Source organism: Pseudomonas sp. YJ42 (assembly GCF_047225135.1).
Lineage (GTDB): Bacteria > Pseudomonadota > Gammaproteobacteria > Pseudomonadales > Pseudomonadaceae > Stutzerimonas > Stutzerimonas stutzeri_E.
In genome coordinates, this window is the sequence record NZ_CP178378.1 from 1,990,979 (window position 1) to 2,004,408 (window position 13,430).

Annotated in this window: 10 protein-coding genes; 3 read left to right on the forward strand and 7 right to left on the reverse strand. The window is 62.4% G+C overall.

Annotated features, from left to right (window positions below; all coding sequences use genetic code 11):
* Window position 1: 1 nt before the first annotated feature.
* The 7 genes from ACL0K2_RS08980 to mreB form a co-directional block, all read right to left on the reverse strand.
* Entirely contained in the window at window positions 2-847 is an 846-nt protein-coding gene (locus ACL0K2_RS08980) for a carbon-nitrogen hydrolase family protein (RefSeq protein WP_413044253.1), read from the reverse strand.
* A gap of 46 nt (window positions 848-893) precedes the next feature.
* Window positions 894-4,697 (reverse strand): YhdP family protein, encoded by a 3,804-nt coding sequence (locus ACL0K2_RS08985; protein WP_413044254.1) that lies wholly within the window; start codon window positions 4,695-4,697, stop codon window positions 894-896.
* Between the two features lie 49 nt (window positions 4,698-4,746).
* On the reverse strand, window positions 4,747-6,204 hold the full coding sequence (gene rng, locus ACL0K2_RS08990; protein WP_045163520.1) for a ribonuclease G: 1,458 nt from the start codon (window positions 6,202-6,204) through the stop codon (window positions 4,747-4,749).
* Window positions 6,205-6,451: 247 nt separating this feature from the next.
* A complete protein-coding gene (locus tag ACL0K2_RS08995) occupies window positions 6,452-7,042 on the reverse strand; it encodes a Maf family protein (RefSeq protein WP_239610509.1) in 591 nt (196 codons plus the stop codon).
* A gap of 84 nt (window positions 7,043-7,126) precedes the next feature.
* Entirely contained in the window at window positions 7,127-7,615 is a 489-nt protein-coding gene (gene mreD / locus ACL0K2_RS09000; protein ID WP_045163522.1) for a rod shape-determining protein MreD, read from the reverse strand.
* A complete protein-coding gene (gene mreC / locus ACL0K2_RS09005; protein ID WP_413044455.1) occupies window positions 7,612-8,520 on the reverse strand; it encodes a rod shape-determining protein MreC in 909 nt (302 codons plus the stop codon). The genes mreD and mreC overlap by 4 nt, the downstream gene beginning before the upstream one ends.
* Before the next feature lie 292 nt (window positions 8,521-8,812).
* Window positions 8,813-9,850: a rod shape-determining protein MreB gene (gene mreB / locus ACL0K2_RS09010; protein ID WP_025242938.1), complete on the reverse strand. Its 1,038-nt coding sequence runs from the start codon at window positions 9,848-9,850 to the stop codon at window positions 8,813-8,815.
* Between the two features lie 314 nt (window positions 9,851-10,164).
* On the opposite strand from mreB, the gene gatC reads away from it, so the two are divergent.
* Genes gatC through gatB form a run of 3 tightly spaced genes read left to right on the forward strand, consistent with a single transcriptional unit; the run spans window position 10,165 to window position 13,375 of the window.
* Entirely contained in the window at window positions 10,165-10,452 is a 288-nt protein-coding gene (gene gatC, locus ACL0K2_RS09015) for an Asp-tRNA(Asn)/Glu-tRNA(Gln) amidotransferase subunit GatC (protein ID WP_045163524.1), read from the forward strand.
* A 14-nt stretch (window positions 10,453-10,466) separates the two neighbouring features.
* The gene (gatA, locus tag ACL0K2_RS09020; RefSeq protein WP_413044255.1) at window positions 10,467-11,918 is read left to right on the forward strand and encodes an Asp-tRNA(Asn)/Glu-tRNA(Gln) amidotransferase subunit GatA; all 1,452 of its coding nucleotides are present in this window, start codon (window positions 10,467-10,469) and stop codon (window positions 11,916-11,918) included.
* A gap of 11 nt (window positions 11,919-11,929) precedes the next feature.
* Complete coding sequence (gatB, locus tag ACL0K2_RS09025) at window positions 11,930-13,375, forward strand: Asp-tRNA(Asn)/Glu-tRNA(Gln) amidotransferase subunit GatB (protein WP_045163525.1); 1,446 nt, start codon at window positions 11,930-11,932, stop codon at window positions 13,373-13,375.
* Window positions 13,376-13,430: the final 55 nt, after the last annotated feature.

Genomic DNA, 13,430 nt, shown 5'->3' on the forward strand with positions numbered 1-13,430 from the left:
TCTACTCCAAGGTGCCCGAGACAATGCGGGGCGCAGTGAATCGGCGATGGTCCAGCACGGGCATGCGCTGACGCGTCGCAGCCTGATCGGCCGCATCTCGGTCGGCTACCAGTGCCGCTTCGCCCGTCGATTGCTCGCCCAACACACGCCCCCAGTAATCCACGATAGACGAATGACCATGGGTCAACCGTCCGCCAGGGTGTTCGCCCCCCTGTGCTGCGGCCAGCATATAGCATTGCGTCTCGATGGCCCGCGTGCGTATCAACATCTCCCAATGCGCCTGGCCGGTGACGGTGGTAAAAGCCGACGGGACGCTGATCAACTCGGCGCCGGCCAACCGCAGGGCCGCATACAGCTCGGCGAAACGCAGGTCATAGCAGACCGTCATGCCCAGTCGTCCCACCGGCGTATCGACGACCACCACCCGCTCGCCCGCCGCGTAGTCGTCCGACTCCCGATAACGGCCACGCGCGTCACTGATCTGGGCGTCGAACAAATGCAGTTTGTCGTACCGCGCAATCCGCTCGCCTTGGTCATCGACCAGCAACGAACAGGCTCTGACCTTCGCCTGCGGCTGATCATCCGGCGGCAACGGCAGCGTGCCGGCGACTATCCATAACCTGAGGTCGCGGGCCGTCTGTTTCAACCATGGCAGGATCGGTCCGGTGCCCTCGGCTTCGGCTCGGCCCACCGCCGGCAGGTCGGTCCGCCCCATGGCGGCGAAGTTTTCCGGCAGGACCGCGAGCCGCGCACCGCCCTCGACGGCCTGTTCCAACAGCCGCCTGGCATTGGCGAGATTGGCCTGAATGTCGGCCTGACTGACCATCTGAATGACGGCGAGGCTCATGCTTGACTACCCCCTGCGGCGCTCAGCCGCTCGCTGCAAATGGCACTCAGTTGGGCTTCTCGAAGGGTTTGTCGAAGGTGATCCTGGGCGCCTGCCATGGCCCCTCGACGTTGTATTGAACGGTGGCGAAGCGGGCGACCTTATCGCCCAGCAGCTTGTCGACGACGAACAGAGCACCACCGATGGCCGGAGCACCGACGATCAGCGCTGCCAATGGCAGGTTGTTGCTGACAGGAAGCGTCACCAGCAACTTGGCATCGATCTGATCCCTGACCAGATCCAATTGGCCATTCAACTCCAGATTGCTGGACGGCCCGGCCACCGTGAGCGGCTGCGATGTCACGTAAACCCCATGGGTCGCAACCAGCTCGGTCTGAATACGATCGTAGCTCAGACCTTTGCTGAACAGATCCGAGAAATCCAGCCGCAGACGCCGGCCGATCGAGTCGAAGTTGAGCAGACCGAAAACCCGCAGCGCCTGCGCGCCACCATCCACCTCGCGCAGCTGGCCCTTGCGCAGCCGAGCGTCGAGCCTGCCGGACAACCGGTTCAGGGCGAAGTATGCCGGCGAGCCGGGCCAGCTGCCGTCCACATCCAGACGAAAATCCCTGCTGGTGGTCGAAGGCGCGAACCCCCAGGCCAGCAATACATCGGCCACGTTTTCGCCTTCTAGCCGGCCCTTGTACCAGGTCCGTGTGGCATTCCAACCGCCGGCGCCGCCCAATTTCAGACCTTTCAGATCCAGGGCGAGATTCGAGAACGCCACGCCATCCGAGCTCGGCCGCATCTTCAATGATCCAGACCCCATCAACTCTTCGCCCCGCAGCACCTGGGCCACGCTGATATCCATCGCGGGCAAGCGCTTCGGATCGACGGCTGCCAGCGCATCGCCAGGCGGCACCTGGGGGTTGCTCGGCTCGGCAGCAGGAAGTCGCACGCGCGACAGCTCCAGTGCGATGGGCTCGCCGTCGGTATCTGACAAGCGGACGGTTCCGGCCACCGTCTCGCTGTCCAGCCCAAGCAGCCATCCGGAGGAGTAGCGCCGCAACTCGACGGCGAGGTTGTCGATATGTGTACCAAAGCCATCAAAGGCACCAATGTCGAGGTTGGCCTGTCGCAGCATCGAGGCGCCGGTCTGATCCGCCGAAGATTGGCCATAAGTTTCCAACAACGCCTGCCATGCACCCAGCTCGAGCTGCGACAGCTCGCCTCGCACATAGAGGCCCTGATCGGTGCGCAGATTCGCCGCTCCACCGCCCAAGACCAGCTCGCCGCCACCTTCGGTCCAGTCACCGTTTGGCACGACGAATGCCAGTGCTGCCAGCGTCCCATGTCGCAGCGTGTAGCGCTGTCGATCGCCACCAAAGGTCATACGCAACGTGGTGTCGCGCCGCTGTTCGGCCGGCTTGCCGAACGGCACCGGTAGCGCCAGAGCGGTACCCAGCAGGGACGAATCGACTTGTAGCTGGTTGTCGGCGCCACTCAGGTTCAGGCTCAGCCTGAACGGCAGCTCTCCAGAGAGGGGCAGCGGCTGTTCGATCTTGCGCCACGCCAGAAGTCGCTGCAGAGCTACCGTGCCCGACGCTTCGATCCGTGTGGACGGGTCGCCCGGCGCCCCGGTGGCGGTGGCCTTGCCCTGTATCGGACTGCCCAGCGTCCGGCCGCGAAACGCCTTAGCGCTGAAGCCCCGTTCGCTGTCATAACGAAACTCGCCACTCAATGCGTCGAGCTGGAGGTCCGCCTGCCTGATGAACAGCGCGGCATCGGTACTGGAAAAGTCGGCAATCACCTGAGGTTGCTCGCCCTTGGCCAGCGGGATGTTCAGCTGGAGCGTGCCGCTCAATGGCCCCTCGCCGTGCCAACCTGCGAACAGCTCGCCCGTGCCGATCGGCGCCACCTGCATCAGCGTCAGTGCATCGCGCAGACGGCCGTCCACACGTCCCTCGATGCCCAGGCGCAGTGTCTGATCGCCCGCAACGTGAGGTATTTCAGCTGTGGCGTCATGTAACCGGCTGTCGAGCATCCGCCCATCGGCAAGACGGATCCGCACGCCGCTGTCCTCGATCAACACCTCACCCCTGCCTTCGCGCAGTATTGGCCAGCCGGGCTGGAATGCGAGCTCGGCATCCTTCACCTTGAAATACAGACTCAAGCTGCGTGCGGCATCGTCGGCGTTCTTGTTTATCGAGCCCTGGTACTCGAAATAGCCCTGTTCGACAGTGCCGCTGCGAATCGCCGTGTTCAGCCACTCGCTTAGCGCCGGACTCAGCGCCGGAGAGCGCGTCGGCAGATACTTCTCCGTAAAGCGGGCATCGCCGTCACGAATACCGACGCGCAGATCCATATAGTCCTCAGCCGCCGGATCGCGCATCAGACGGATCAGAAAGTCGCCGGCGATCTGCCCCTCCTCGCCCTCGACCTGCAAATAGGGCGAGGCAAGCGTGACGGCCTGATCGTCGAGCGCCCAACGCAAGCGACCGCGAGCACGATAATAGTCCCAGGGCCGCGGGAACAACTGAGCCAGATGCAGACTGAAATCCCGGTTATCGAAGCGCAGCTCCCCGCCGGCGAGATTGCCCTGTACCGCACCGCTGACGTTGTGCACGGCGGGCACCCAATCGTGCGCGGCGATGCTGACCGCATCGAGGTTGGCAGTGAATGCCAGACGTTCGTCGCGGGGTGCCGTCGGCCGGTAGTCGAGCTGAAGATTGCGCAGCGTTCCACTCGGAGCCAACCCGAGCAGGTATTCGTTTGCCAGTTCAGGTAATGGCACCACGGCATGAACCAGTGCCGCTATCGGTCCGACGGCGGTGTGATCGGACTGCAGGCGCCAGCGATCCTCAGCGATGTTCTGTTGGACCAGCACTGCCGTGTCCCGCCAACGGTTTCCTGCGAACGTGAACGCCAGGCCATCGAGCTGCAGCCGGTAGCCTTCGACCCCTCGGTCGAGATAAGCATTCACCGCCAGATCTTCGATCCGAACCGGCTCCCGCTGCGATCGACCCACACGCAGTATCGGTACGTTCAGTCGAGCCACCGCGCGGGCCAACTCATGCTCACGCCAGTCAAGCCACACCTCGCCGCCGACCTGGAGCTGATCCAAGGCCCAGCTACCGGTCAGGCTCGCCGGCAACCAGGCCGCCCAGTCGCTCTGCGGCAGGCTGAGGTAGAGCTCGGCCTCACTGGCACGCCAGTCATCGGCCTGCACCCGCACCTGAGCATGCGTGCTCAGCGGCTGCCCGTCAGGCAGCAACACGCGCCCGTCGAGGCGCAAATGCTTGCCGGCAGTGTGCAGTTCGAGATTGGCATAGGTCAGGGTGACTGGCGCTTCGGTGTGCGCCTCAAGCGTGATCTGGCTATCCAGCAATCGCAGATATTGAATCCGCTGCAACTCACCCAAGAGCTTCGGCAGGTCAATCGGCCCCTGATCGTCGCGCTCGGGCAGACCGCCGACGCGCCATCTACCATCGGCACCCTGGACCAGGCTCAGATGGGCACCGACGAACTCCACCGTCCTCAATTGCAGCTGACGAGACAGAAGACTGGCAGCGATATCCGGTACCAGCGCAAGTTGGTCCAGCCGCATCGCCATGTCGCCTTCGCCGAGGATCACATCGTGGGCCAGCAACCTCGGCGAGAAACCCTCCCAGCGGCCTTCCAAGTTGCCGAGTTCGATCGGCACGTTCAACAGTTCGCGCGCCTTGTTCTGGACTTCGAGGCGATACTCGGCGACCAGCGGCACCAGTTGCCGACCGAGGCTCACATAGAGCGCCAGCAGCATCAGGCCGATCGCACCCAGCCAGAGACTGCGGCGCAGGAAGACGAGAACAAGGGCCAGCAGCCGACTCATTTGGGTACGCTCCGCACACCCGAGCCCGGATGGCCAGGTTTGCATCTAGTCAGAGCAGCACCACGTCGTACTGTTCCTGGGAATACATGGTCTCCACCTGGAACTTGATCGAGCGCCCAATGAAACTCTCGAGATCGGCGACACTGCCGGACTCTTCGTCGAGCAACCGGTCGATGACTTTCTGGTTCGCCAGCACGCGATAGCCTTCGGGCTGATAGGCGCGAGCCTCGCGAAGAATTTCGCGAAAGATCTCGTAGCAGACGGTTTCCGGGGTTTTCAGCTTGCCGCGTCCCTGGCAGCACAGACAGGGCTCGCACAGTACTTGCTCGAGGCTCTCGCGCGTGCGCTTGCGGGTCATCTGCACCAGTCCCAGCTCGGTGATGCCGATGATGTTGGTCTTGGCGTGATCCCGCTCCAGCTGCTTTTCCAGGGTGCGCAGGACCTGCCGCCGGTGCTCTTCGTCCTCCATGTCGATGAAATCGATGATGATGATGCCGCCGATATTGCGCAGCCGCAGCTGACGGGCGATGGCGGTAGCCGACTCGAGATTGGTCTTGAAAATGGTTTCTTCAAGGGTGCGGTGGCCAACGAAGGCCCCCGTGTTCACATCGATGGTGGTCATCGCTTCGGCCGGATCGATGATCAGATAGCCGCCTGACTTGAGCATGACCTTGCGCTCGAGGGCTTTCTGGATTTCGTCCTCGACACTGTAGAGATCGAAGATCGGCCGCTCGCCAGGGTAATGTTCGAGGTGCTCACTCAGCTCGGGCATCAGCTCACCGACGAACTGGCTGACCTTCTGAAAATTTTCACGTGAGTCGATGCGGATCTTCTCGATACGCGGATTGACCAGATCACGCAGGGTGCGCATGGCCAGCGACAGGTCTTCATAGATCAGTGAGGGCGCGCCGGCGGTCGTCATCTGACCGTCGATCTGTTCCCACAGGCGACGCAGATAGCGGATATCCATGAGTATTTCATCGCTGCCGGCGCCTTCGGCGGCGGTGCGCAGGATGAAGCCGCCGGTTTCCTTGATGCCTTCAGCCTCGATGCATTCGGCGACCACCTGTTTGAGACGATCGCGCTCAGCCTCGTCTTCGATGCGCAGGGAGATGCCGACATGGCAGGTCTTGGGCATGTACACCAGATAACGCGAAGGTATCGAGAGCTGCGTGGTCAGTCGGGCGCCCTTGGTGCCGATCGGGTCCTTGGTAACCTGCACGACCAACGCCTGCCCGTCATGAACCAGCGCACTGATGGGTTCGACGGCGTTACCTTCACGGCTGGAGATCTCCGAAGCATGGATGAAAGCCGCGCGCTCCAGGCCGATGTCGACGAAGGCCGCCTGCATACCGGGAAGCACCCGCACTACCTTGCCCTTGTAGATATTGCCGACGATGCCGCGGCGTTGGGTACGCTCGACGTGCACCTCCTGCAGGACGCCGTTTTCCACCACCGCCACCCGGGACTCCATGGGGGTGATGTTCATCAGGATTTCTTCGCTCATTATTGTTCTCGGCTGATGGCGGTGGGGTATGCCAGGCTGCTGAAAAACTATCTGCGTTGGCAGTGCGTCGTCAAAACAGTCCGGATCACCAGCCCAATCAAATGCCCATTTAGAGCACCTGAACAGCGCTCCTTCGGCTGTTCTGCTTCGTCTTTCCTGCCTCGCCTACGTTTTTCAATGGCCTGATAGCAGCCGAAGCTGACAAGTTGGCTCGATTCTAACGGCATACGCCGCCAAGCCCCAGGCTCTATACCAAGCTTTTACACCAGTACCGGAGCCCATAGGCGTCGAGCAGCTGGGCCGTCTCACATAGCGGCAGGCCGACCACAGCCGAATAACTACCCTCCAGCTCGCTGACGAAGACCGCCCCCCAGCCCTGAATGGCGTAGCTGCCGGCCTTGTCCTGCGGTTCGCCGCTGGCCCAGTAGGCCTCGGCTTCGTCGACCCCGATCGGCCGAAAGCGCACCCGGCTGGTGACCAGACGCGTCACGCAGCCCGACGTGCTGGCCAACGCGACGGCGGTCATCACCTCATGCTGGCGATCGGACAATGCCTGCAGCATCGCCAGCGCATCCGCCTTGCCAGCCGGTTTGCCAAGGATGCGCTGATCCAGCACCACCGTGGTATCAGCGCCCAGCACGCACGCCGAGTCACGGTCGACCAGTGACAGACCGGCCAGGGCTTTCTCGCGAGCCAAGCGCTGAACGTAGATGTCAGGTGATTCCGTCGCTGCCGGCGTTTCGTCGACGGACACCGAAATCAGGGAAAACGGAACGCCGATCTGCGTCAGCAGTTCACGACGTCGCGGGGACGCAGAGGCGAGAAACAATTCGGACATGCCAGCTCCTTGGGTGCAACGAGCGGAGCAGATTCGCACATCCAGGCGAGCCCCGGAAGCAACCCAGCAGCAATCGGCAACGGCTTAGTAGACGTTGAAGCGCCGCCGCGCCCATTGCAAGGCGACGAACACCCACGGCCATAGCAATGCACTGACCGGCACGGGGACGAGGAACAACAGCGTCGGTGGGCGATTACCGGTCAGCGTGTTGAGCCACAACTGCACCAGCTGGCCGAGCCCAAGAATTACCAGCAACACCAGACTCTGCTGCAGCAGCGGAAACATCCGCAGTCGCTGCTGCAGACTCAATACGAGAAAGGTGATCAGAATCAGCGGCAGGCCGTTCTGCCCGAGCAAGGTGCCAGACAGCACATCAAGCATCAGCCCGAAGAAGAATGCCGCCGCCATGCCGCCGCGATGAGGCAAGGTGATCGCCCAATAAGCGATGAACATGCCGAGCCAGAGCGGGCGCGCCAAACCAAGACTGGCGGGCATGGGAGCGACACTGAGCAGCAGGGCCAGCACCATCGATAACCAGATGACCCAACCGTTATTCAGCCGCCCATGGATCATGGCCGCTCCTCGTTGCTCGGTGGTGCCGCGTCTGGAGCCGCTGTATCTGTGGGGTCAGTTGTCGCCTGCGCTGCCTCGCGGTCGGCCGATTCCTGAGCCTTCGCGGCCGCAGTGGCGCGCTCTTCCGGCGTCCGCGCATCACTGAAGACCAGCAACAGGTAGCGGCTACGATTGAGCATGGCGGTGGGGATGGCGCGGACGATCAGGAAAGGCTGCCCGGAACCGCGCACCACCTCGGTGACCTGCGCAACCGGATAACCGCTAGGAAAGCGCTGTCCGAGCCCAGAGCTCACCAGCAAATCGCCCTCTTTGATGTCGGCTGTCTCGGCGACATGGCGCAGCTCGAGATAGTCGGGGCTGCCGGTGCCTACCGCGATCGCGCGCAGACCGTTGCGATTGACCTGTACCGGGATGCTATGGGTCACGTCCGTCAGCAGCAGCACCCGGGCAGCGTAGGGCATGACCTCGACGACCTGCCCCATCAATCCGCTGGCGTCGAGTACCGGCTGACCGAGAAACACGCCGTCGCGCTCGCCCTTGTCGATCAAGATGCGATGAGTGAAGGGGTTGGGATCCAGTCCGATCAGCTCGCTGACGATCACCTTGTCGTCGACCAGGGCGGCGGAATTGAGCAGCTCGCGTAGGCGCACATTCTGCTCGGTGAGCATCGCCAGCTTCTGCAGGCGCCGCTGCATCAACAGCGCCTCCGCCTTGAGCTTCTCGTTCTCGGCCACCAGGCTGGTGCTGCTGCTGATCTGCTCGGTGGCCCGCTGCCAGGTCCGCACCGGCAGGTCAGCCAGCCAGTAGAACGGGGTCAGCACAAGTCCCATCTGGCTGCGCAAGGGCTTCAGGGTCTCGAAGCGAGCATCCACTACCATCAACGCGACACAGAGCACGGAGAGCACCAGCAGGCGAACTCCAAGCAAGGGTCCTTTGGCGAACAGTGGTTTGATGGGCGGGTCCTCGCAGCTGCAGGCTTCAAACTAAACGCGACAAGCCGAGAGCAGAGCGGCCCCTGCTATCGGCTTGCGCTTGGAGCTTATCAGGCCGTTGAAAAACGTAGGCGAGGCAGGCAAGACGAGGCGGAAACAGCCGAAGAAGCGCAGTTTAGGTTTCTAAATGAGCATTCTGAGGCTGTTTTCAACGAAGTATTTGCCAACGCAGCTAGTTTTTAAACGGCCTGCTAGCGCTTGTCACTCACTCCGTGGACAACAGATCCATGGCATGACGGTCCATCATTTCCAGCGCTCGACCGCCACCACGTGCCACACAGGTCAGCGGCTCTTCGGCCACGATGACTGGCAGGCCGGTTTCCTGCGCCAACAGCTTGTCGAGATCACGCAACAATGCGCCGCCACCGGTCAGTACCAAGCCGCGCTCGGCGATATCCGAAGCCAGTTCGGGGGGGGATTGCTCCAGCGCGCTCTTGACCGCCTGGACGATAGTCGCCAGCGACTCCTGCAGCGCTTCGAGGACCTCGTTGGAGTTGAGCGTGAAGCTGCGCGGCACACCTTCGGCTAGGTTACGGCCACGAACGTCGACTTCACGCACATCACTGCTCGGAAACGCGGTGCCGATTTCCTGCTTGATCCGTTCGGCGGTGGATTCACCGATCAGGCTGCCATAGTTGCGGCGTACATAGGTGACGATGGATTCATCGAAGCGGTCGCCGCCTACACGCACGGACTCGGCATAGACCACGCCGTTGAGGGAAATCAGCGCGATCTCGGTGGTACCGCCACCGATATCGACAACCATTGAACCGCGCGCTTCGTCGACCGGCAGTCCAGCGCCGATGGCCGCGGCCATCGGCTCTTCGATCAGGAACACCTCACGTGCGCCAGCACCGAGTGCCGATTCCCGAATCGCGCGGCGCTCGACCTGGGTCGATTTGCAGGGCACGCAGATCAGAACACGCGGGCTGGGCTGCAGGAAACTGTTTTCATGAACCTTGTTGATGAAGTACTGCAGCATCTTTTCGCACACGCTGAAATCGGCGATCACGCCGTCTTTCATCGGGCGGATGGCGTTGATGTTGCCAGGGGTCCGGCCGAGCATGCGTTTGGCGTCGGTGCCCACCGCGACAACACTTTTCTGGTTGCCGTGGGAGCGAATGGCAACCACTGACGGCTCGTTCAGGACGATGCCACGGTCGCGCACATAAATGAGGGTATTGGCAGTGCCCAGGTCGATCGACAAATCGCTGGAAAACATGCCACGCAGTTTTTTGAACATGGGGAAAGGGCCCTGGGGCAAACGCGTGGGGAAAAAAGTGCCGCAAACTCTAACAATGGTGCGAACTTAGGGCAAGGCGCTCGTAGACGCGCGTCTGGCCATACGTGAGCCACTGCCCAAAATATAACCAACCGCAAAAACCCGCCGGATGAGCGGCAAGCCGCAGCCGCGCTACCGGCAAGCGCCGCAGACATGTAAGATTGACGGCTTTTCCGGGCTCGAATGCCCGCTGCTGCGGCTCGCACCCTGCTGCTCTTGCGTCGGCCTTTGCCGACGGAAGGCGTACCCGATTCGCTTCCCGCTGGAGAATCCCGATGGCGCTTGAACGCTCCGAGGTGGAAAAGATCGCTCATCTGGCCCGTCTAGGCCTGAATGAAGCCGACCTGCCCCGCACCACCGAGACCCTGAACAACATCCTGGGCCTGGTCGATCGCATGCAAGCGGTCGACACCACCGGCATCGAGCCGCTCGCTCATCCGCTGGAAACGCATCAGCGCCTGCGCGCCGACGCCGTCACCGAACGCAATCAGCGCGACGCCTACCAGGCCATTGCCCCGGCCGTGGAAGACGGCCTGTATCTGGTTCCGCGGGTGATCGAGTAATGAAGGACGCCGACATGCATCAATTGACCCTCGCCGAAATCGCTCGCGCTTTGGCCGACAAGCGCTTCTCGGCCGAAGAGCTGACCCGTGCGCTGCTCACGCGCATCCAGACGCTCGACCCGCAACTGAACAGCTTCATCACCGTGACCGAAGAGCAGGCCCTGGCTCAGGCCCGAGCAGCCGATGCACGCCGCGCCAATGGTGAAAGCGGCTCGCTGCTGGGCGCACCGATCGGTCACAAGGATCTGTTCTGCACCGAGGGCGTACGCACCAGCTGTGGTTCGAAGATCCTCGACAGTTTCAAATCGCCCTACGATGCCACGGTCGTCGAGCGACTCGCTGCAGCCGGCTCCGTCTCGCTGGGCAAACTGAACATGGACGAGTTCGCCATGGGCTCGGCCAACGAGTCGAGTTTCTACGGCGCGGTGAAGAATCCCTGGGACCTGACCCGAGTGCCCGGTGGTTCTTCCGGCGGATCGGCCGCGGCAGTGGCGGCGCGCCTGTTGCCCGCCGCAACCGGCAGCGACACCGGCGGCTCGATCCGCCAACCCGCGGCACTGACCAACCTCACCGGCCTCAAACCGACCTACGGACGCGTTTCACGCTGGGGCATGATCGCCTATGCCTCGAGCCTCGATCAGGGCGGCCCGCTGGCCCGCACAGCCGAAGATTGTGCACTGATGCTCGGCACCATGGCCGGCTTCGATCCGAAGGACTCCACCAGCGTCGATCAACCGCTGGATGATTACCTCGCCGCCCTCGACAAGCCGCTGACCGGCCTGCGCATCGGCCTGCCAAAGGAATACTTCGGCGCCGGCCTGGACGCGAAGATCGCCGATGCGGTGATGGCTGCGGTCGATGCGCTGAAGAAGCTCGGCGCAACGGTGAAAGAAATCAGCCTGCCGAACATGCAGCACGCCATCCCTTCCTATTATGTGATCGCGCCAGCCGAAGCCAGCTCCAACCTATCGCGCTTCGATGGCGTGCGTTTCGGCTATCGCTGCGAAGATCCGACCGACCTGACCGATCTCTATAAGCGTTCGCGCGCCGAAGGCTTCGGTGACGAGGTCAAGCGGCGGATCATGGTCGGTACCTATGCGCTGTCCGCGGGCTACTACGACGCCTACTACCTCAAAGCGCAGAAGATCCGCCGGCTGATCAAGAACGACTTCGTCAGTGCGTTCGACGAAGTGGACGTAATTCTCGGCCCGACCACGCCCAACCTGGCCTGGAAGCTCGGCGAGAAGAACGCTGACCCGGTCTCGGCCTATCTGGAGGACATCTACACCATCACCGCCAACCTGGCCGGCATCCCCGGGCTCTCGATGCCGGCGGGGTTCATCGATGGCCTGCCGGTCGGTGTGCAGCTACTGGCGCCCTATTTCCAGGAGGCGCGTCTGCTCAACGTGGCGCACCAGTACCAGCAGGTCACTGATTGGCACAAACAAGCACCGAGCGGATTCTGAGGAGATAGAAGATGCAATGGGAAACCGTCATCGGGCTGGAAATCCACGCACAGCTCGCAACCCAGTCGAAGATTTTCTCCGGCAGTGCCACCACTTTTGGTGCCGAACCCAACACCCAGGCCAGCCTGGTTGACCTGGGCATGCCTGGCACGCTGCCGGTGCTCAACGCCGAAGCCGTGCGCATGGCCTGCAAGTTCGGTCTGGCAATCGATGCCGAGATCGCCGGGAAGAACGTCTTCGCCCGCAAGAATTATTTCTACCCGGACCTACCCAAGGGTTACCAGACCAGCCAGATGGATCACCCCATTGTCGGCAAGGGATTCCTCGACATCGCCCTGGAAGATGGCTCGCAGAAACGCATCGGCATCACCCGCGCGCATCTGGAAGAAGACGCCGGCAAGAGTTTGCATGAAGACTTCCACGGCATGAGCGGAATCGACCTCAACCGCGCCGGCACGCCGTTGCTGGAAATCGTCTCAGAGCCGGACATTCGCAGCGCCAAGGAAGCGGTGGCCTACGTCAAGGCCATCCATGCGTTGGTGCGCTACCTGGGGATTTGTGACGGCAACATGGCTGAAGGCTCGCTGCGTTGCGACTGCAACGTTTCGGTACGCCCCAAAGGCCAGGCCGAGTTCGGCACCCGCGCCGAGATCAAGAACGTCAACTCCTTCCGTTTCATCGAAAAGGCGATCAACCACGAGGTACAGCGCCAGATCGAGCTGATCGAGGACGGCGGCAAGGTGGTGCAGGAAACCCGCCTGTACGACCCGAACAAGGACGAGACGCGCTCGATGCGCAGCAAGGAAGAAGCCAACGACTACCGCTACTTCCCCTGCCCGGACCTGCTGCCGGTGGTAATCGAACAGAGCTTCCTCGACGAGGTGCGCGCCAGCCTGCCGGAACTGCCCGTAGAGAAGCGCGAGCGTTTCCAGCGCGAATTCGGCCTGTCGGCCTATGACGCCGACGTCCTGGCTGCCAGCCGCGAAATGGCTGACTATTTCGAGGCGGTACAGCAGGCTTGCGGCGACGCCAAGTTGGCCGCCAACTGGGTCATGGGCGAACTCTCCAGCCTGCTCAACAAGGAAGGCCTTGAGATCGACCAGTCGCCGGTATCGGCCGAGCAACTGGGCGGCATGATCCTGCGCATCAAGGACAACACCATCAGCGGCAAGATCGCCAAGATGGTCTTCGAAGCCATGGCGACCGGCGAAGGCTCAGCCGATGAGATCATCGAGAAGAAGGGCCTCAAGCAGGTCACCGACTCCGGTGCCATCGAGAAGATGCTCGACGAGGTGCTCGCCGCCAACGCCGAGCAGGTCGAGCAATACCGCGCCAGCGATGAAGCCAAGCGCGGCAAGATGTTCGGCTTTTTCGTCGGCCAGGCGATGAAGGCGTCCAAGGGCAAGGCCAACCCCGGCCAGGTCAACCAGCTGCTCAAAAGCAAGCTGGAAGGCTGATTGACGGGGCGGGTCGTCAGGCCCGCCCCGCTTGCCCCGCCGCGCACCGCGCCGC